Source organism: Pseudomonas sp. THAF187a, from assembly GCF_009363395.1.
GTDB classification, from domain to species: Bacteria; Pseudomonadota; Gammaproteobacteria; order Pseudomonadales; family Pseudomonadaceae; genus Aquipseudomonas; species Aquipseudomonas khazarica.
Genome location: NZ_CP045349.1, coordinates 3,644,506 through 3,664,588 on the forward strand (window position 1 = coordinate 3,644,506; position 20,083 = coordinate 3,664,588).

The 20,083-nt window shown below is 66.3% G+C and carries 17 protein-coding genes and 1 pseudogene; 10 read left to right on the plus strand and 8 right to left on the minus strand.

From position 1 onward, the window contains the following. Positions 1-15: 15 nt before the first annotated feature. From phhA to ggpS, 6 genes are all read left to right on the plus strand, one after another. Positions 16-801 carry a phenylalanine 4-monooxygenase gene (gene phhA / locus FIV02_RS16900; RefSeq protein WP_037056375.1) on the plus strand — a complete coding sequence of 262 codons (786 nt, stop codon included), beginning with the start codon at positions 16-18 and terminating at the stop codon, positions 799-801. Between the two features lie 120 nt (positions 802-921). Next, positions 922-1,275, plus strand: coding sequence for a 4a-hydroxytetrahydrobiopterin dehydratase (locus FIV02_RS16905; protein ID WP_037056381.1), 354 nt, complete (start codon positions 922-924; stop codon positions 1,273-1,275). Beyond that, entirely contained in the window at positions 1,272-2,471 is a 1,200-nt protein-coding gene (locus tag FIV02_RS16910; RefSeq protein ID WP_152489265.1) for an amino acid aminotransferase, read from the plus strand. The genes FIV02_RS16905 and FIV02_RS16910 overlap by 4 nt, the downstream gene beginning before the upstream one ends. A gap of 85 nt (positions 2,472-2,556) precedes the next feature. Further along, a complete protein-coding gene (locus FIV02_RS16915; RefSeq protein ID WP_152489266.1) occupies positions 2,557-3,900 on the plus strand; it encodes a DUF2254 domain-containing protein in 1,344 nt (447 codons plus the stop codon). A 145-nt stretch (positions 3,901-4,045) separates the two neighbouring features. Continuing rightward, positions 4,046-5,308: an MFS transporter gene (locus tag FIV02_RS16920; protein WP_152489267.1), complete on the plus strand. Its 1,263-nt coding sequence runs from the start codon at positions 4,046-4,048 to the stop codon at positions 5,306-5,308. A gap of 116 nt (positions 5,309-5,424) precedes the next feature. Further along, positions 5,425-7,683, plus strand: a complete 2,259-nt coding sequence (ggpS, locus tag FIV02_RS16925) for a glucosylglycerol-phosphate synthase (RefSeq protein WP_152489268.1) — start codon at positions 5,425-5,427, stop codon at positions 7,681-7,683. Positions 7,684-7,878: 195 nt separating this feature from the next. On the opposite strand, the gene FIV02_RS16930 is transcribed toward ggpS, so the two are convergent. From FIV02_RS16930 to zwf, 7 genes and pseudogenes are all read right to left on the minus strand, one after another. After that, positions 7,879-8,298 carry a VOC family protein gene (locus tag FIV02_RS16930; RefSeq protein ID WP_047588526.1) on the minus strand — a complete coding sequence of 140 codons (420 nt, stop codon included), beginning with the start codon at positions 8,296-8,298 and terminating at the stop codon, positions 7,879-7,881. 11 nt (positions 8,299-8,309) lie between these two features. Beyond that, on the minus strand, positions 8,310-8,735 hold the full coding sequence (locus FIV02_RS16935) for a YciI family protein (RefSeq protein WP_037056390.1): 426 nt from the start codon (positions 8,733-8,735) through the stop codon (positions 8,310-8,312). A 309-nt stretch (positions 8,736-9,044) separates the two neighbouring features. Further along, positions 9,045-9,908, minus strand: a complete 864-nt coding sequence (locus FIV02_RS25335) for a methyl-accepting chemotaxis protein (RefSeq protein WP_371923286.1) — start codon at positions 9,906-9,908, stop codon at positions 9,045-9,047. 39 nt (positions 9,909-9,947) lie between these two features. Further along, positions 9,948-10,967 (minus strand): annotated as a pseudogene (locus tag FIV02_RS25340) (methyl-accepting chemotaxis protein); the annotation flags it as partial. 186 nt (positions 10,968-11,153) lie between these two features. Further along, positions 11,154-11,825: a bifunctional 4-hydroxy-2-oxoglutarate aldolase/2-dehydro-3-deoxy-phosphogluconate aldolase gene (locus tag FIV02_RS16945; protein WP_152489270.1), complete on the minus strand. Its 672-nt coding sequence runs from the start codon at positions 11,823-11,825 to the stop codon at positions 11,154-11,156. Position 11,826: 1 nt separating this feature from the next. Continuing rightward, the gene (pgl, locus tag FIV02_RS16950; protein WP_152489271.1) at positions 11,827-12,540 is read right to left on the minus strand and encodes a 6-phosphogluconolactonase; all 714 of its coding nucleotides are present in this window, start codon (positions 12,538-12,540) and stop codon (positions 11,827-11,829) included. Further along, positions 12,527-13,996 carry a glucose-6-phosphate dehydrogenase gene (zwf, locus tag FIV02_RS16955; protein WP_134677211.1) on the minus strand — a complete coding sequence of 490 codons (1,470 nt, stop codon included), beginning with the start codon at positions 13,994-13,996 and terminating at the stop codon, positions 12,527-12,529. The genes pgl and zwf overlap by 14 nt, the downstream gene beginning before the upstream one ends. Before the next feature lie 212 nt (positions 13,997-14,208). Here zwf and FIV02_RS16960 point away from each other — a divergent pair, with 212 nt between their 5' ends. The 3 genes from FIV02_RS16960 (at position 14,209) to sugE (ending at position 16,640) form a co-directional block, all read left to right on the plus strand. Then, complete coding sequence (locus FIV02_RS16960; RefSeq protein WP_172979226.1) at positions 14,209-15,069, plus strand: MurR/RpiR family transcriptional regulator; 861 nt, start codon at positions 14,209-14,211, stop codon at positions 15,067-15,069. A gap of 165 nt (positions 15,070-15,234) precedes the next feature. Beyond that, the gene (locus FIV02_RS16965) at positions 15,235-16,182 is read left to right on the plus strand and encodes a bile acid:sodium symporter family protein (RefSeq protein ID WP_152489272.1); all 948 of its coding nucleotides are present in this window, start codon (positions 15,235-15,237) and stop codon (positions 16,180-16,182) included. A 143-nt stretch (positions 16,183-16,325) separates the two neighbouring features. After that, positions 16,326-16,640, plus strand: coding sequence for a quaternary ammonium compound efflux SMR transporter SugE (sugE, locus tag FIV02_RS16970; protein ID WP_037056406.1), 315 nt, complete (start codon positions 16,326-16,328; stop codon positions 16,638-16,640). Between the two features lie 83 nt (positions 16,641-16,723). Here sugE and FIV02_RS16975 read toward each other — a convergent pair whose 3' ends face one another. Further along, the gene (locus tag FIV02_RS16975; RefSeq protein ID WP_152489273.1) at positions 16,724-18,598 is read right to left on the minus strand and encodes an MFS transporter; all 1,875 of its coding nucleotides are present in this window, start codon (positions 18,596-18,598) and stop codon (positions 16,724-16,726) included. 778 nt (positions 18,599-19,376) lie between these two features. On the opposite strand from FIV02_RS16975, the gene FIV02_RS16980 reads away from it, so the two are divergent. Continuing rightward, positions 19,377-20,081 carry a 4'-phosphopantetheinyl transferase gene (locus tag FIV02_RS16980; RefSeq protein WP_152489274.1) on the plus strand — a complete coding sequence of 235 codons (705 nt, stop codon included), beginning with the start codon at positions 19,377-19,379 and terminating at the stop codon, positions 20,079-20,081. Positions 20,082-20,083 lie beyond the last annotated feature (2 nt).

Sequence of the window (20,083 nt, forward strand, 5' to 3'; positions counted from 1 at the left end):
CTGAAGGAGGCAGCGATGAAGAGCACGCAGTACCTGGCCCGAGAACCGGACGACAGTGGCTTTATCCACTACCCCGAGGCCGAGCATCAGGTGTGGAACACCCTGATCACCCGCCAACTGAAGGTGATCGAGAACCGTGCCTGCCAGGAATACCTGGACGGCATCGAACAGCTCGGCCTGCCGCTGGAGCGCATCCCGCAGCTGGGCGAGATCAACCGGGTGCTCGAAGCCAGCACCGGCTGGCGCGTGGCACGGGTACCGGCGCTGATTCCGTTCCAGACCTTCTTCGAGCTGCTGGCCAGCAAGCAGTTTCCCGTCGCCACCTTCATCCGCACGCCCGAAGAACTGGACTACCTGCAGGAGCCGGACATCTTCCACGAGATCTTCGGCCACTGCCCGCTGCTGACCAACCCCTGGTTCGCCGAATTCACCCACACCTACGGCAAGCTCGGCCTGCAGGCCACGAAAGAGCAGCGCGTCTACCTGGCGCGCCTGTACTGGCTGACCATCGAGTTCGGCCTGCTCGACACCCCGGCAGGCCGACGCATCTACGGCGGCGGCATCCTGTCCTCGCCGAAGGAAACCCTCTACGCCCTGTCCGACGTACCCGAGCACCAGGCCTTCGATCCGCTGGAAGCGATGCGCACGCCGTATCGCATCGATATCCTGCAACCGGTGTACTTCGTCCTGCCGGAGCTCAAGCGCCTGTTCGAGCTGGCCCAGCAGGACATCATGGCGCTGGTGCAACAGGCCATGAGCCTGGGCCTGCATGCCCCGAAGTTTCCGCCGAAAGCCGCGTAGGGTGGACATGCCGCCAGGCTTGTCCACCATCGCTATAGCAGTAGCCCGGATGAAATCCGGGATGGCCCTCAGACATCGCCCCGGATTGCATCCGGGCCACGAACAATCAGGAGAACCCCAATGAGTCTTGCCCAAGCCCAGTGCGAAGCCTGCCGCGCCGATGCGCCGAAAGTGTCCGATGAGGAGCTGGCCGAGCTGATCCGCGAGATTCCCGACTGGAACATCGAGGTGCGCGGCGACCACATGGAGCTGGAACGCGTCTACCTGTTCAGGAACTTCCGCCACGCCCTGGCCTTCACCAACGCCGTCGGCGCCATCGCCGAGGAAGTCGGTCACCACCCTGCCCTGCTCACCGAATGGGGCAAGGTCACCGTCACCTGGTGGAGCCACGAGATGCGCGGCCTGCACCGCAACGACTTCATCATGGCGGCCCGCACCGATGTACTCGCCGCCAGTGCCGAGGGCCGCAAGTGAGCCATTTCGCCACTGTCGCCCGCGTGCCCGGCGACCCGATCCTCAGCCTGATGGAGGCGTATCGCCTGGACAGCAACCCGGCGCGCCTGGACCTGGGGGTCGGCGTGTACAAGGATGCCCAGGGCCTGACGCCGATCCCGCGTGCGGTGAAGCTGGCCGAGCAGCAGCTGATCGACAGTGAGCGCACCAAGACCTACGTCGGCGGCCACGGTGACGCGGCGTTCGGCGCCCTGCTCAGCGAGCTGGTCCTGGGCGCGGGTTCCGCCCTGCTCGCCGAGCAGCGTGCCGGGGCGACGCAGACCCCCGGCGGCACCGGCGCCCTGCGCCTGGCCGGCGACTTCATCCGCCACTGCCTGCCGGGACGCGGCATCTGGCTGAGCGACCCGACCTGGCCGATCCACGAGACGCTGTTCGCCGAGGCCGGGCTCAAGGTCGGCCACTACCCCTACGTCGGCGCCGACAATCGCCTCGACGTGGAGGCCATGATCGCGGCACTCACCCACCTGCCCAAGGGCGATGTGGTCCTGCTGCATGCCTGCTGCCACAACCCCACCGGCTTCGACCTCGCTCCGCGTGACTGGAAGCGCGTGCTGGAAGTGGTCAAAGCGCGCGAACTGCTGCCGCTTATCGACTTCGCCTACCAGGGCTTCGGCGATGGCCTGGAAGACGATGCCTGGGCAGTGCGCCTGTTCGCCGCCGAGCTGCCCGAACTGCTGATCACCAGTTCCTGCTCGAAGAACTTCGGCCTCTATCGCGAGCGCACCGGTGCCCTGATCGTCTGCGCCGCCGATGCCGAGAAGTTGCTCGACATCCGCAGCCAGCTGGCGTCCATCGCACGCAACCTGTGGTCTACACCGCCCGCCCATGGCGCCGCCGTGGTCGCGCAGGTGCTGGGCGACGAGGCGCTCAAGCGCCTGTGGCTGGACGAACTGGAAGGTATGCGTCAGCGCGTCGCCAGCCTGCGCCGCGGCCTGGTCGAAGCCCTGGCACCGCACGGTCTGAGCGAGCGCTTCGCGCACATCGCCGAGCAGCGCGGCATGTTCTCCTACACCGGCCTGACAGCGGTGCAGGTGCAACGCCTGCGCGAGGAGTTCAGCGTGTACATGGTCGGCAGCGGCCGCGCCAACGTCGCCGGGCTGGATGCCACGCGCCTGGAGCAGCTGGCCAGCGCCATCGCCCGGGTCTGCGTGAACTGAGTCGGCGGGCGGCGGTCACTATGGCCTGCCGCCTGCCCGCTTCACGGCTATAGTGCGGTCAACGCCATCCACGACGGATTCGCCAATGGCCGTACCCAGCAACATCCTCTTTCGCGCCTACCAGCGCATCATCCACAGCCTGGCCTTCTACCCGACGCTGATCGCCATCGGCTTCTTCCTGCTGTGCGTGCTGACCATGGCCATCGAATATCGCCCCTGGATGATGGCGCTCAAGGAGAATTTCGACATCGGCCTGGTGCGCAACGCGGACAACGCCAGGCTGATCCTCGGCACCCTGGTGGCCGGCATCCTCTCGCTGATGGTGTTCAGCTTCTCGATGGTCATGGTGGTGCTCAACAACGCCGCGGCCTCGCTCTCGCCACGGGTGATTCCGGGCCTGATCAGCAGCAAGGGGCACCAGAAGACCCTCGGCGTCTACCTGGGCAGCATCCTCTATGCGCTGCTGCTGATCACCACCATCGAACAGGGCGACAGCGAGCGGGTGCCGAGCCTCGGCGTGCTGATCACCCTGGCCCTGGGCATCACCTGCCTGGGCCTGTTCGTGCACTTCATCCGTTCCATCTCGCAGTCCATCCAGGTCGAGCACATTCTCAGCAATCTCTACGGTGCCAGCCTGGAAAAGCTCGACGCCTGCCAGGCGAACCTGGCCGACCGGGAGCAGCAACCCGAGTGGCCGGACGACAGCGCCTGGGTGACGATCAATGCGCAGCGCAACGGCTACTTCAAGGCCCTCAACGTCAGCGAAGCCAACGCCTTGCTGCGCCGCCACCAGGTGCGCATGACGGTCCTCGCCCACCGCGGTTTCTTCGTCACCGAGGGCCATCCACTGCTGCGCCTGGAGCGCCCGCTGGACGAAGACGTCTGCCAGCAACTGCTCGACTGCTTCGACTTCTTCATCGAGGAGTACGCCAGCACCCACTACTTCTTCGGCTGCCGGCAGATGGCGGAGATCGCCGTGAAGGCGCTCAGCCCCGGCATCAACGATCCGGGTACCGCGATCAAGACCGTCGACCTGCTCAGCGTGCTGCTGAGCAGACGCCTGGCACTCGGCGACCGCGACTTCGTGCCGCTGCCCGACGAACCGCCACGGCTGTCCTACCACGAACTCTCGCTGGACCAGTTGCTGCTGCAACTGCTGGGGCCGATTCGGGCCTACGGCGCGGCGGACGTCAGCGTGCTGAGCAGCCTCCTGCAGGCGTTCAAGAACCTGCTGCACCGCCCCTGCAGCCCGGCGCAGCGTGAGGTGCTGCTGCGCCATGCGCGCAGCGTGCGGGACACCGCCGAGCGCCACCTGCTCGAGCGTCGCGAGCGCGAGGAAATAAACGCGTTCATCGCGCGCCTCAACCACACGCTGCCTGCGGAACAGCGCCCGCTGCTGCCCCTGCCGGATGCCAGCGACGCCCCATGACGGGGCACCAGGCACCACCGAAAAATTGATCGACCGTTTATCAGTAAAAATACTTCATATATATCAATAGCTTGTAAACACATCAGGAAAACCATGGCGTGCTTCATGCTTGCCATCGAGGGCACAGTTCCCTAGGGTAGTTCGCATGTGGTCCCTGATTGCCCCCATCAGTTCGTTGCTGAGCGGGGTCGCGTTACTCCTGCTCGGCAATGGTCTGCTCAACACCCTACTGACCCTGCGTGGCGTCGCCGAAGGCTACTCCACCACGATGCTCGGACTGATCATGTCCGGGTACTTCGTCGGGTTCCTCCTCGGCACCTGGCTGGCGACTCCGCTGGTCCGGCGCATCGGGCATATCCGTGCATTCGCCTGTTGCGCGGCGCTGGCCGCCATCGCCGCCCTGCTCCACCTGCTGCTGATCGACCCGTGGATCTGGCTGGGCCTGCGCGTGCTCTACGGCCTGGCCCTGGTGACGCTGTACATGGTCATCGAAAGCTGGCTCAACGCCCAGGCGGCGAACGAGAAACGCGGCCAGGTGTTCGCCGTGTACATGGCGGTCAACCTCGGTGCCCTGGCCCTGGCCCAGCAACTGCTGCACCTGGCCGACCCGGTGCAGTTCACCCTGTTCGCCATCGCCGCGATTCTGATCAGCGCCGCGCTGATGCCCATCACCCTGACCCGCCAGGCGCAACCGAGCCTGCCGGAAACGCCACCGAGCAACCTGCGCCAGCTGTGGAGCATCGCGCCGCTGGCCATCGTCGCCGCCGGCCTGTCCGGCCTGGCCCTCGGTGCCTTCTGGGGCATGGCGCCGGTATACGCCAGCCTGGCCGGCTTCGACACCCCCGGCGTCGGCCTGCTGATGACCGCGACCATTCTCGGCGGCGCCCTGCTGCAATGGCCGATCGGCATCTACTCGGACCGTCACGACCGCCGCCAGGTGCTGCTCTGGGTCGTGCTGCTGGCCGTCGGCCTGGCGCTGGTCATGAGCCTGCTGCCCGCCGGACCGCTGCTGCTCGGCGCCATCTTCATCTGGGGCGGCCTGGCCTTCGCCATCTACCCCATCGCCGTGGCGCAGCTGATCGACCAGTTGCACAGCGACGAGATCCTTTCCGGCTCCGCCAGCCTGCTGATGGTCAATGGCATCGGCTCGGTCTGCGGGCCGCTGCTGGCCGGCGTGTTGATGGAGCAGCTGGGCGCCACAGCACTACCGCTGTACTTCGCCAGCACCCTCGGCCTGCTGGCCGCCTACACCCTCTACCGGCTGCGCCATGTCAGCGATCTGGTCAGCGGCGACGCCGCCCACTTCGTGCCCATGCTGCGCACCAGCCCCACGGTGCTGGAGCTGATGCCCGATGCGCCGCCACATGAACACGACCCCATGGAGGACACCCCGAACCCCGTGTCCTGAAGACGTCAACCGGCTGTTTCGGCAAGGCCCCGAGCCTACCCCAAGCAGCCAGAACCCGGCCTGCTGGCCGCTCGCCAACGAGCGGCGCCGCACTGGCCACTTCTGGAGAAACAACGATGCTATTAGCCACCGACCTGGATGGAACCTTTCTCGCCGGCGATCCCGAGGATCGCCTGAGCCTCTATCAGACCATCGCCGCCCACCCCGAGATCAAGCTCGCCTACGTCACCGGGCGCAGCCTGGAGGCGGTGCTGCCGCTGCTGGCCGACCCGACACTGCCGCAGCCGGATTACATCATCGCCGACGTCGGGGCGACCCTGGTGCACGGTGACAGCCTGCAGCCGATCCAGCCGTTGCAGAGCCTGGTCGATGCCTACTGGCCCGGTGAGAGCCAGGTCGCCAGCGCCATCGAATCCTTCGGCCTGGAACGCCAGGACGTGCCGCAGGCGCGCCGCTGCTCCTACTTCTGCACGCCCGAGCAGGCGGCCAACCCGGCCCTGCGCGAAGCAGCGGAGCAGCTGGGCTGCGACCTGCTGTACTCCGCCGAGCTGTACCTGGACTTCCTGCCCCGAGGCGTGAACAAGGGCAGCAGCCTCAAGGCCCTGGCCGACTGGCTGGAGCTGAACCATGACCAGGTGCTGGCCGCGGGCGACACGCTCAACGACCTGTCCATGCTCAGCGCCAGCTTCCATGGCGTGTGCGTCGGCCAGTCCGAGGGCGCGCTGCTGGAAGCCACCCGTCATCATTCGCGGACCCTGCACGCCAACCGCCCCGGCTGTGGCGGCATCCTCGAGGCCTTCGCCCACTTCGGCTTCCTCGGCGAGCACGGCATCGCCGCCGAACGTCGCCAGGCGGCACAACCTGGCAAGTCCGAGCTGGTGATGGTCTATCACCGCCTGCCCTACGAGGAATACCGCAACGCCGCCGGCAAGCTGCAGCGCCGCCGTCCCACCTCGCCCAACGGCATCATCCCGACCCTGCTGAGCTTCTTCGGCGACGGCCGCCCCGGCTCCTGGGTCGCCTGGGCCGTGCACGAGGACGACGACGAGCCGTTCGACAGCCACACCACGGTGGATGCCGAGCGCTATCCCAAGCTCACCGCAGCGCGGGTCAAGCTGAGCAAGGAAGAGGTCGACATCTTCTACAAGCGCTTCTCCAAGGAGGCCTTCTGGCCGACCCTGCACACCTTCTGGGAGCGCGCCACCTTCAACGAGGACGACTGGCAGATCTTCCTCAAGGTCAACCGCGCCTTCGCCGAGCGCACCGCGCTGGAAGCCGCCGAAGGCGCCATCGTCTGGCTGCACGACTACAACCTGTGGATGGTCCCGGCCTACCTGCGCGAGCTGCGTCCGGACCTGCGCATCGCCTTCTTCCACCACACCTACTTCCCCTCGGCGGACGTGTTCAACGTGCTGCCCTGGCGCCGGCAGATCGTCGGCAGCCTGCTGCAATGCGATTACATCGGCTTCCACATTCCGCGCCAGGTGGAGAACTTCGTCGACGTCGCCCGTGGCGTGTTCCCGCTCAAGACCCTGGAACGGCAGAACTGCGCGCCGCGCTTCATCACCTACGGTTGCGCCGTGGGCCTGGAGCGCATGACCACCGCCCTCGACACCGGCACCCGCCAGGTCAAGCTCGGCGCCCATCCGGTCGGGCTGGACATCGACCGCGTGCGCAGCGCCCTGGAGGCGCCGAAGATCAAGGAGCTGATGGGCCAGCTGCGTGAGGAGATGAAGGGCGTCAAGCTGATCCTCTCGGTGGAACGCCTCGACTACACCAAGGGTATCCTGGAAAAGCTCAATGCCTACGAGCGCTTGCTTGCGGACAATCCCGAGCTGATCGGCAAGGTCACCCTGGTCACCGTGTGCGTACCGGCAGCCAAGGAAATGACCATCTACGACGAGCTGCAGACGCAGATCGAACAGGCCGTGGGGCGCATCAACGGCCGCTTCGCACGAATCGGCTGGACGCCGCTGCAGTTCTTCTTCCGTAGCCTGCCGTTCGAGGAAGTCAGCGCCTGGTACGCCATGGCCGACGTGATGTGGATCACCCCGCTGCGTGACGGCCTCAACCTGGTGGCCAAGGAGTTCGTCGCCGCCCAGGGCCTGCTCGACGGACGTGGCGTGCTGGTGCTGTCGGAGTTCGCCGGCGCGGCAGCCGAACTCAAGGGGGCGCTGCTGACCAACCCGCATGACCCGGCCGACCTGGCGCAGACCTGCTACCTGGCCCTCAACCTGCCGAAGAGCGAGGCGCAGGCGCGCCTGCGCGAGCTGTTCGATATCGTCTGCTACAACGACATCCGCCGCTGGGGCGAGGAATTCCTCGCTGGCGTGCAGCTCCAGCAGGAGCCCGAGCCGCTGACGCTGGTGAGCTAGCAGCGCTCACAGGCGGAGGCTGCGCCTTGCGGCAGGCGCTTCAGCGGCGAGCGTCCAGCCTGGTCGCGGCTGAAGCCCCTCCCACCGAGCACCGTCGGATAGCTGCTCGTGCAGGAGCCGCCTCAGTTTTTCTCGGCTCAAGCGCAATGCCGCGCAGGGTGCAATCCCGCGTTCCCGGATTGCACCCTGTCGCCGTCAGCCCTGCTGGCTATCGACCACGCAGTTGATCATCCACGGCACACCGAAACGGTCGGTGAGCATGGCGAAGCGGGTCGCCCAGAAGGTGGCCTGCAGCGCCATCTGCACCTCGCCACCCGCCGAGAGTGCCGCGTACAGCCGTTCGGCCTCGGGCACGTTGTCCACCTGCAGGGAAATCGAGCAGCCCTTGATGCCCTCGTGCGGGTACTGCGGAATGGTGTCGGATGCCATCAGCACCTGGTCGCCCGCCGTCAGGCACACGTGCATCACCCGGTCATGGAACTGCGCCGGCACCTCGCCGGCCTCCGGGCTGTCAGCGAAGCGCATCAGCTCCAGCTTGCCGCCCAGCAGCTCGGCGTAGAAGTTGAAGGCCGCTTCGCACTGGCCGTCGAAGATCAGATAGGCATGGATTTTCATCGATTCTCTCCTCAGTCTTCAGCGCACATGCGTGCGCGAATGCGTTCTTCCTGCTCACGCAATTCGGGGGTGAACTCGGCGCCGAAATCCTCGGCATCGAAGATCTGCCGAATCTCGATGTCGGACTCGCCAGGCATGGGATTGGGGCAACGCTTGACCCAGTCGATGCAGGCCTGCAGCGACTCGACCTGGAAGATCCAGAAACCGGCCACCAGCTCCTTGGTTTCCATGAACGGGCCATCGATCACCGTGCGCTGCGCGCCGGAAAAGCGCACCCGCGCGCCCTTCGAGCTGGGGTGCAGGCCTTCGGCGGCCTGGATCACACCGGCCGCCGCCAGTTCCTCGTTGTACTGACCCATGGCCGTCAGCAGCTCCTCGCTGGGCATCATGCCGGCCTCGGAATCTGCGGTTGCTTTGACAATCACCATGAAACGCATCGCCTTTCTCCTTGTTCGAGTCGAATCGCGCGCAGGGCGTCTCCCTACGGCTGACAGTGAACCCTGGGCGGGGTTCTATGCAGTAGTCGAACGGGCAACGGAAGAATCGACAGGCGCCGGAAAAAAAATTCAGCGCACGTTCGACGCTGCGAACCGGCGTCGCCGCCCACGCCCGGCGACAGCACGCGCTGCACGCCGGACCCAGGCCACTCTAGTACAGGGTTGAGCGATTGGGCGCCCAATTGCCGGGCGCCGCACGGGAGAGGTCGATGAACCAGGGTGCGCCTGGCGCACCGACAACGGCTCGGCTCAGACGCGGAAGCGGCTGACCAGCACCTGCAGATGGTTGCCCAGTCGCGCCAGTTCCACCGAGCTGGCGGCCGTTTCCTCGCTGGCAGCAGCGGTCTGTTCGGCGACATCGCGCACGTTGAGCACGCTGCGGCCGATCTCCTCGGCAACCGCGCCCTGCTGCTCGGCAGCCGCAGCGATCTGCTGGTTCATCGACTGGATGTTGGAGACCTTCTGGTTGATCACCCCCAGCGCCGAGCCGGCCTTGCGCGCCAGCTCGACACTGCCTTCGGTCAGGCCACGGCTTTCCGCCAGCACGCCCGCCACCTGCTGGGTACCACGCTGCAAGGCGCCGATCAGCGCCTCGATCTCCTCGGTGGACTGCTGCGTGCGCCGCGCCAGACCGCGCACCTCGTCGGCCACCACGGCGAAACCGCGCCCGGCCTCACCGGCGCGGGCGGCTTCGATGGCAGCGTTGAGCGCCAGCAGGTTGGTCTGGTCGGCAACGGCCTTGATCACGTCCATCACGCTGCCGATCTTCTCGCTTTCCTTCTGCAACAGGTTCATCGCATCGGTAGAGCGCACCATCTCGCCGGCCAGCACCTCGATCTGCTCGATCGCCTCGTTCACCACCTGGTCGCCCTGGTGCGCCTCGGCGTCGGCATCGGCGGCCGCGAGCGACGCCTGCTCGGCATTGCGCGCCACCTCGTTCACCGTCGCGGACATCTCCTGCATGGCGGTCGCGACCTGATCGGTCTCCTGCTTCTGGCTGTTGACCCCGGCGCTGGTCTGCTCGGTCACCGCCGACAGTTCTTCGGCGGCACTGGCGATCTGGCTCACGCTGTCACGAATGCCACCGATGAGCTCGCGCAGGGATTGGCCCATGCGCTGGACGCCTTGCTGCAGCACGCCGATCTCGTCGCGGCGCGTGCTCGGCGGCAAATCGGTGAGGTCGCCGGAGGCGATGCGCTCCACCACCGCCAGCGTGTCGCCCAGCGGTCGGGTGATCTGCCGGGTGATCAGGATCGCCGAACCGATGCCGATGACCAGTGCCACCAGCGTGGTGATCAGCTGCAGGGACTTGGCGGCGGCCGTGTCGCTGTCACGCTGCAGCACCTGGTTGTGGATGAGCTGATCGCTCAGTTTGACGATTTCGTTGCCGGTCCGGTCCAGTTCGTCACGCGCCGCGATCGCCGCCGTGTTGGCCTGCTGGAAGACCGTCACCACCGCCCGGTAGCTGTCGAAGCCACGCTGAATGGCCTCGACCTGCGCCGCACTCTCGCTGCCCATCGACACCTCGAGCTGAGCCAGGCTGTCGGCGGTTCGCTGCACCTGGCGAACCACCGCGGCTTCGCTGTCGGCATTGACCTTGGCGGTGTAGCCACGCACCTCGTAGCGCATCAGCTGGATGCCTTCCTTGGCATCACGCATGGCCCGGTAGCGCACCTGCCGCTGCGGGTCGTACTCCGGCATGCGCGCGATCACCGCGTCGAGGGCCTCGATCTCGGCGAAGACCTCACGGGCCAGGCGGCCCATCTCCTGGCGCGTCGCAGCGGCGTCGGCGAAGGCGCTGCGCATGGTCGTCAGGGCCTCCTGATAATGGGCGATCTGGCCGTTCTGCTGCTTGAGCAGGCGGATGTTATCGGCCGACCTGAAGTTGCCCATGATGCGCTCATGCGATGCGCGGTAGAGGTCGAGCGCACGCTGCATCTCGTCCCCCAGCGCCTTGTCGCCGTTGCTCATCACGTAACGCACGCGGTTGACTCTCAGGTCATCGAGCAGGTTGTTGACCTCATTGATCTCGATGACCCGCTGGCCGCGCTCGATGAGACGGCCGATACCGTCCCAGCCGGTGATCGCCAGAAGCAGGGTAAGCAGAAGCACGAGGCCGAAACTGATAGCGAGCTTGAGGGTGACACTGACATTGCCGAGCCATTTGCTCATGAAATTCTCCGTCCAAGGAATGGGGATTGGATATCCGCTGGAGAATTGTTCTTGTTGCCAGCACGCTAACCACGGCACTCGGAAGTGACTGATCGGTCGACGATATCATGGTGCCACTATTAAGTCATCATTCAACTAGATGACCATATAAGTGGCCTTGGACGGAAATTGATCGGGCGCCCTGCCTCAGCTCAACAGCTGCAGGGCCTCGGCGCTGCACTGCTGGATCCGCGCCCAGTCGCCGTTCTCCACCCACTCGCGCTGGAACATCCAGGTACCGCCCACGCACATGACGTTGGGCTGCTCCATGTAGCGCTGCAGGTTGTCCGGATTGACGCCGCCGGTAGGACAGAAGCGCACGCCGCCGAAAGGCCCGGACAGCGCCTTGAGCGCCGCGACGCCGCCGCACAGCTCCGCCGGGAACAGCTTGAAGCGGCGGTAGCCGAGGGCGTAGCCGACCATCAGCTCCGAGGCGCTGCTCACCCCCGGCAGCAAGGGCAAGGGATTGTCCAGCGCCGCCAGCAGCAGCTCACGCGTGCTCCCCGGCGTGACGATGAACTGCGCGCCAGCGGCGGTGGCCGCCTCCAGCATCTGCTCATCCAGCACGGTGCCGGCACCGACGCAGAGCTCGGGCCGCTCGGCGCGCAGGCGACGGATCGCCTCCAGGCCATGCTCCGAGCGCAGGGTCACTTCCAGCACGCGCAGACCACCTGCCGCCAGGGCATCGGCCAGCGGCAGGATGTCCGCCTCGCGGGCGATGGTGATCACCGGCATGATTCGCGCCTGGGCACAGATGCGGTCGATCTCGGCGATTTTTTCGGCCATGCGCGCGCGCTGGTCTTGGTCGAGGCTGGTCATGTCAGGGGCACCAATGAATTTCGAGAGGGGAATGCAGGAAAGCGCGGATCGGCAGCTCGGCGATCTCACCCGGCAGCAGCGCCGCGCTCAGTGTGTTCAGTTTCGCCTGGCCCTGGATCGCCAGCAGCGGCAGGCGCGCACGGGCCAGTACCGGCAGGGTCAGGGTCAGGCGTTGCGTCGGCTCGCTCGGCGCGAGCATCGCCAGGACGCGACGCGGGCAATCCGCCTGCAGCGCCTGCCGCAGGTGGGCGCTGCCGGGGAACAGCGAGGCGGTATGGCCATCGTCGCCCATGCCCAGCACCAGCACATCGATGACGGCCAGCTCGGCGACGGCGGCATCGGCCAGCTCGGCGGCCTGCTCATGGCTGCCGGCGACCTGATAGAGGCTGAGAAAGCGCGCCTCGGCGGCCGACCCGCGCAACAGATGACGGCGCACCAGGGCTTCGTTGCTGGCGGCATGATTGACCGGCACCCAGCGCTCGTCGGCCAGGCTCACCAGCACCTGCGCCCAGGGCAGCGCCTGCTGCGCCAGCGCCTCGAAGAACGCCACCGGGCTGCGCCCTCCGGACACCACCAGGGTCGCCTGGCCACGCTCGGCAAGCGCCTGGCGCAGTGCAGCGGCAACGCGCTGCGCCAGTGCCTCGGCCAGCTGCCCGGCATCGCCGTGCGCGCAGCCGTTGACGCCCGCCGGCAACTGCAGCTCAGAGATCGCCATACCAGCTCCTCCCGTCGCGGGTGATCAGCGCCACCGCGGCCATCGGCCCCCAGCTGCCTGCCGTGTAGGGTTTCGGCGCTTCGCCCAGACGCTGCCAGCCGTCGATCAGTTGGTCGCACCACTGCCAGGCATACTCGATCTCGTCCTTGCGCACGAACAGGTTCTGGTTGCCGCGCATCACCTCCAGCAGCAACCGCTCGTAGGCGTCGGGGATGCGGGCGCTGCGATAGGTATCGGAGAAGCTCAGCTGCAGCGGGCCGCTGCGCAGCTGCATGCCCTTGTCCAGGCCCTGGTCCTTGGTCAGCACCTGCAGGGCGATGCCCTCGTCCGGCTGCAGGCGGATGATCAGCTTGTTGCCGATCAGCTGGCGCTGCTCCGGGGCGAAGATGTAGTGCGGCGGCGCCTTGAAGTGAATGACGATCTGCGACAGCTTCTGCGGCATGCGCTTGCCGGTGCGCAGGTAGAACGGCACGCCGGCCCAGCGCCAGTTGCGGATGTCCGCACGCAGGGCGACGAAGGTCTCGGTATCGCTCTGCGTGTTGGAGTTCTCTTCCTCCAGGTAGCCGGGCACCGGCCGCCCGTCGCTGCTGCCGGCGACGTACTGGCCGCGCACCACGCGCTGGCCGAGCTGCTCGACGCTGATCGGCTCCAGCGCCTTGAGCACCTTGACCTTCTCGTCACGGATGCTGTCGGCGGAGAGGTCGCTGGGAGGGTCCATGGCGATCAGGCAGAGCAGCTGCAGCAGGTGATTCTGGATCATGTCGCGCAACTGCCCGGCCTGGTCGAAGTAGCCCCAGCGCCCTTCGATCCCCACCTTCTCGGCCACGGTGATTTCCACGTGGGAGATATGGTTCTGGTTCCACTGGGTCTCGAACAGGCTGTTGGCGAAACGCAGGGCGATCAGGTTCTGCACCGTCTCCTTGCCCAGGTAATGGTCGATGCGATAGACGCGGTTCTCGGGGAACACCCGGGCCACCGCATCGTTGACCGCGCGCGAGGATGCCAGGTCGTGACCGATGGGCTTCTCCAGCACCACCCGCGTGCCCTCGGCCAGGCCGACGGCCGCCAGGTTGCTGCAGATGCCGCCATAGACGGAGGCCGGCGTGGCGAAGTAGGCGATCAGCTGATCCTGCGGGCTGACGTGCTCGAGCAGCGCCGCGTAGTCCTCGGCCTTGAGAAAATCCATGCTCAGGTAGTTCAGCCGCGCCAGGAAACGCGAGAGGTCGACGTCCGTCAGTTCCTTGGCCGGCACGTGCAGGCGCAGCGCCTGCTCGATGGCACCCAGGTGGCTGTCCGGCGTCCCGGCCTCGCGGGCCAGCGCCAGGATGCGCGTGCCATCGTGCAGCAAACCGGCACGATCGAGTTGGTAAAGCGCGGGAAACAGCTTGCGCAAGGCGAGATCACCCAGGGCACCGAACAGGGCGAAGGTACAGGATTCAAGCTTGATTGCGGCCATGAGATTGTTCTTTTATCAAGATGCGTTAGAAATACCGGTTGATAAGGGTTTTATCAAGGGGAAATATTGTTATAGCAACAACATTATTTTCTAGAACAGAGAAGTCGGTGGAGACCATCGAGCGTCATCAGTAGGATAGGCCGGCTGTCTTACCGCCCGTCGCGATGCCGCCACCCCCGTTCAACCGCCTGTTAGGAGCCCCTATGGACCGCGTGCGCAACCTGCTGGAAAAGATCCAGAGCCGCCTGGACGACCTGAACAAGGCTGAACGCAAAGTCGCCGAGGTGATCCTCTACGACCCCCAGCAGGCCACCCGTTTCAGCATTGCCGCTCTCGCCCAGGCTGCCGGGGTCAGCGAGCCGACGGTCAACCGCTTCTGCCGCTCCTTCGGCGCCAACGGCTACCCGGAACTGAAGATGCAGCTGGCGCAGAGCCTGGCCAGTGGCGCCGCCTACGTCAGCCGTGCGGTGTCCGCCGACGACGGCCCCGAGGCCTACACCCGGAAGATCTTCGGCAGCACCATCGCCTCGCTCGACGCCGCCTGCCAGAGCCTCGACGCACAGCACGTCAGCCGCGCCGTCGACCTGCTGATCCAGGCGCGGCAGATCCACTTCTTCGGCCTCGGCGCCTCGTCCTCGGTGGCGCTGGACGCACAGCACAAGTTCTTCCGCTTCAACCTGGCGGTGTCGGCCCACTCCGACGTGCTGATGCAGCGCATGATCGCCTCGGTGGCGCACACCGGCGACCTGTTCGTGATCATTTCCTACACCGGGCGCACCCGCGAACTGGTGGAGGTCGCCCGCCTGGCGCGCGAGAACGGCGCCTCGGTGCTCGGCCTCACCGCCGCCGGCTCGCCGCTGGCCAAGGCCAGTACCCTGAGCCTGGACATTCCGCTGCCGGAAGACACCGACATCTACATGCCGATGACCTCGCGCATCATCCAGCTCACCGTGCTCGACGTGCTCGCCACCGGCGTCACCCTGCGCCGTGGCGTGGACTTCCAGCCACACCTGCGCAAGATCAAGGAGAGCCTCAGCGCCAGCCGCTACCCGGCGGACGAGGAACCGCTGTAAGGCGGTTGCAGGAGCGGGCTGGCACGCGATCCGTGCCCTCCTGGAAAAAGCATCGCCGGCAAGCCGGCTCCTACGACCCGGGTGCGCAGCGGCTGCGCACCTGACCCGGCCAGCAGCGCTTCTGCTAGGCTGGCCGACTTTTCCGAACCTGCCAGGAAACACACCATGCAAGCCCTGATCACCCTCAGCCGCTTCATCGGCAACACCTTCGCCGTCTGGGTGCTGCTGTTCGCCATCGCGGCCTTCTTCCAGCCCAGCTGGTTCCTGCCGCTGACCGCCTGGATCGTCCCGCTGCTCGGGCTGATCATGTTCGGCATGGGCCTGACCCTCAAGGCTGCCGACTTCCAGGAGGTCGCGCGCCGGCCACTGGCGGTGCTGCTCGGCGTGGTGGCGCAATTCAGCATCATGCCGCTGCTGGCCTGGGCGCTGTGCCAGGCCTTCGCGCTGCCGGCGGAAATCGCCGTCGGCGTGATACTGGTGGGCTGCTGCCCGGGCGGCACGGCCTCCAACGTCATCACCTGGTTCGCCCGTGGCGACCTGGCGCTGTCGGTCTCGATCACCGCCGTGACCACCCTGCTCGCCCCGCTGGTGACGCCCGCGTTGATCTGGCTGCTGGCCTCGGAATGGCTGCCAGTGTCCTTCAGCGCCATGTTCATTTCCATCCTCAAGATGGTGCTGCTGCCCATCGTGCTCGGCCTGGTCGCCCAGCGCCTGCTGGGTGAGCGGGTGAAGACCGCCGTCGAGGTGCTGCCGCTGATATCGGTGGTGAGCATCGTCGCCATCGTCGCGGCAGTGGTGGCCGCCAGCCAGGGCAAGATCGCCGAATCCGGCCTGCTGATCATGGCCGTGGTGATCCTGCACAACGGCATCGGCCTGGGCCTGGGCTACCTGGCCGGACGCCTGTTCGGCATGTCGCTGGCGCAACGCAAGACGCTGTCCATCGAGGTCGGCATGCAGAACTCCGGCCTCGGCGCCGCACTGGCCAGCGCCCACTTCAGCCCGCTGGCCGCCGTGCCCAGCGCCCTGTTCAGCGTCTGGCACAACCTCTCCGGGCCACTGCTGGCGACCCTCTACCGGCGCATGGGCCAGGGCACAGACACGCACAGCGACTGAGCCCAGCACTCGCACCAATCCGGGGCGCCTTGCCCCGGACGCGCCGATATGCACAATAATGGCGCGCGCGAGGACGACCTCCACACCCTGAGCCCAGGGTGGCTCATCCGGGGACGGCCCCTTCAGTCACCCCTGGAGGCTACATGTCCTGGATCATCCTGCTGCTCGCCGGCCTGTTCGAAGTCGGCTGGGCCATCGGCCTGAAATACACCGACGGCTTCACCCGCCCCCTGCCCACCGCCCTGACCGTCTGCGCGATGCTGATCAGCCTTGGCCTGCTCGGCCTGGCCATGAAGGAACTGCCGCTGGGCACGGCCTACGCCATCTGGACCGGCGTCGGCGCCGTGGGCACGGTGATCGCCGGCATCATCCTGTTCGGTGAGTCGATGGCACTGCTGCGCCTGGCCAGCGTGGCGCTGATCGTCTGCGGGCTGATCGGGCTCAAGCTGAGCCATTGAGCAAGCCGAGGCCAGCCCGGCGGGAGGTGCTTCAGCAGCGCGGCGCCGCCTGCATGACTGCAGCCCCTCCCCCTGGGTTCAGATCAACGCCAGTCCCCGCGCAGCTCCGCCACCTGCGCCTGCAGCACCTCGCGCCTGGCGTCCTGCGCGGCGACGGGCTGGCCCGCCACCAGGCACACCCGCGACCACAGGCGCTTGAACAAGCCCTTGTGCGGGTCGCGGCTGAAGAAGCTGCCCCACAGGCCCTGCAGGGCCATGGGGATCACCGGCACCGGGTTCTCGTCGAGAATGCGCTCGACCCCGGCCTTGAACTCGTCAATCTCGCCATCGGTGGTCAGCTTGCCCTCGGGGAAGATGCACACCAGCTCGCCATTGCGCAGGTACTCGGCGATCTTCTTGAACGCCGCGTCGTAGATCAGCAGGTCCTCGTTGCGCCCGGCGATCGGCACGGTGCCGGCCGTGCGGAAGACGAAGTTGAGCACCGGCAGGTCGTAGATCCGGTAGTACATGACGAACCGAATCGGCCGCCGCACCGCACCACCGATCAGCAGCGCATCGACGAAGGACACGTGGTTGCACACCAGCACCGCAGCGCCTTCGTCAGGGATCGCCTCGAGCCCCTTGTGCTCGACCCGGTACATCGAATGCCCGAGCAGCCAGATGAGAAAGCGCATGCTGAACTCGGGGACGATCTTGAAGATGTAGCTGTTGACCGCGATGTTCATCAGCGACACCACCAGGAACAGCTGCGGAATCGACAGCCCGGCGACGCTGAGGAAGAGAATCGCGACGATGGCCGACACCACCATGAACAGCGCATTGAGGATGTTGTTGGCAGCGATCACCCGCGCCCGCTCGTGCTCCGCCGTGCGCGACTGGATCAGCGCGTACAGCGGCACGATGTAGAAGCCGCCGAACAGGCCGATGCCGAGGATGCAACCGAGGATCCACCAGGCCTGGCCATGCCCCAGCAGCGCCAGCCAGTCGTGCGGCGCGGCGCCCTGCGGAAAGCCGCCGGAGAACCACCAGAGCAGGATGCCGAACAGGGTCAGGCCGATGGAGCCGAACGGCACCAGGCCGATCTCCACCTTGTGCCCGCTCATCCGCTCGCACAGCATCGAACCCAAGCCGATGCCCAGCGAGAACACGGTGAGGATCAGCGTCACCACGCTCTCGTCGCCGTACAGCCACTCCTTGGAGTAGGCCGGAATCTGCGTCAGGTAGATCGCGCCGAGAAACCAGAACCAGGAGTTGCCCACCAGCGAGCGCGACACCGCCGGGCGCTGGCCCAGGCCGAGTTTCATGATCACCCAGGACTGGCGGAAGATATTCCAGTCCAGCTGCAACTCCGGCATGGCCGCCGAGGCCCTGGGAATGCCCTGGCTGGCCAGGTAGCCGAGCACCGCCACCCCCACCACCGAAGCGGCGACGATGGTCGCGTAGCTGCTGCTGGCCATCATCACCCCGGCCCCGATGGTGCCCGCGAGGATCGCCAGGAAGGTGCCCATTTCCACCAGCGCGTTGCCCCCCACCAGCTCCTGCTCCTGCAGGTGCTGCGGCAGGATCGAATACTTCACCGGGCCGAACAGCGCCGACTGCGTGCCCATGGCGAACAGCACGCCGAGCATCAGCGGCAGGCTGTCGAGCAGCACCCCGGCAGCCCCGGCGAGCATGATGAAGATCTCGGCGAGCTTGATCTTGCGGATCAGCGCGTCCTTGGCGAACTTCTCGCCGAACTGGCCGCCCAGCGCGGAAAACAGAAAGAACGGCAGGATGAACAGCAGGGCGCAGAGATTGACCAGCAGATCGCGGTCGACGCCTGTGTTGAGCTTGAAGAGGATGGCGAGAATCAGCGACTGCTTGAAGATGTTGTCGTTGAAGGCGCCGAGCAATTGCGTCATGAAGAACGGCAGGAAGCGCTTCTTGCCGAGCAGGGCGAATTGCGATTGTTGGGTCATCGTCCATGGTCCTCGCGGGGGTTGGTTTGCCCGCACAGGCATTTGACTGCAAATACCCTCCAGAAAGCCACAGCGCAAATGCGAACGCCTTGGCGATCACGCGGAGCCGCAGGGCGAATGCCGTCTCTCACATCCACCAGCACCGTAGGGTGGATGTCGCTCTTTACATCCACCAAAGCGGTGATCGCTGATGCGTGATCCCCCATCCGTGCCCGGCCCCGAAGCGGACGACACGGTCGCAAGCGCTTTCGACTCGGGCAATCCGCTTCGCCCTGCCTCCTGCATCCACGCAGTCTCAACCGCGACAGCGCCGTAGGGTGAATGTCGCCCTTTACATCCACCAGAGCGGTGGATCGCTGAAGCGCGCCCCATCCGTGCACAGCCCCGAAGCGGACGACACGGTCACAAGCGTTTTCGACTAGGGCATCCCACTCCGCCCTACCTCCTGCATCCACGCAGTCACAACCGCGACAGCGCCGTAGGGTGGATGTCGCTCTTTACATCCACCAGAGCGGTGGATCGCTGAAACGTGATCCCCCATCCGTGCCCGGCCCGAAAAACGGGCAAAAAAAACGGCAGCCCAATCGGGCTACCGTTCTCGAACTCGGAGAAAACGTCAGCGCCTCGCACTGACTACAACCTCACCTGCATTCCCTGAGGAATGCAGGCGCAGTCTGACAAAAGCCCGGGGCAACGTCCGTTTAGCTTTGTTAACTGCCTGCAAAGAAATGTAAACGATGGATGACTGGGCGGTCCGCCGCGCGGCACAATCGCGGCCATGAATGCCTACCACCCCGCCTGCTGCAGCCCGCTTGACGACCACGACCCACTGCCCCGCCCGCTGGCCGGTGCGCAGCTGATCAGCACGCGCTTCGACCCCACGCAGCTGGCCGCCGACGACTTCCCTCGCTGCGCCATCGCGCCGGTGCGCGGCGTGGCCAAGCGCCAGGCCGAATACCTGGCCGGGCGTCTCTGCGCCCGCGAAGCCCTGCGCCGCGTGACCGGCAACGCCCAGGTACCGGCCGTCGGTGACGATCGTGCACCGCAATGGCCGCCAGGCGTCGCCGGCTCGATCACCCACGGTGACAACTGGGCCGCCGCGCTGGTCGCCCCGCGCAACCATTGGCGCGCCCTGGGCCTGGACGTGGAACGCCTGCTGCCGACGGAGCGCGCCCTGCGCCTGCAGGGAGAGATTCTCACCGAGGCCGAGCTGCAGCGCCTGCAACATCTGGACGACGCGGCCCGCGCCCTGCGCATCAGCCTGACCTTCTCGCTGAAGGAAAGCCTGTTCAAGGCGCTCTACCCGCTGACGCTGACGCGCTTCTATTTCCACGACGCCGAGCTGCTCGAGGCCGATCACGACAGCGCCCGCCTGCGCCTGCTGATCGACCTGCACCCGGACTGGCGCACAGGCGCCGAGCTGGAGGGCCAGTTCGCCCGGTTCGACGACAGGCTGCTGAGCCTGGTCGCCGTGGCGGCCTGAGC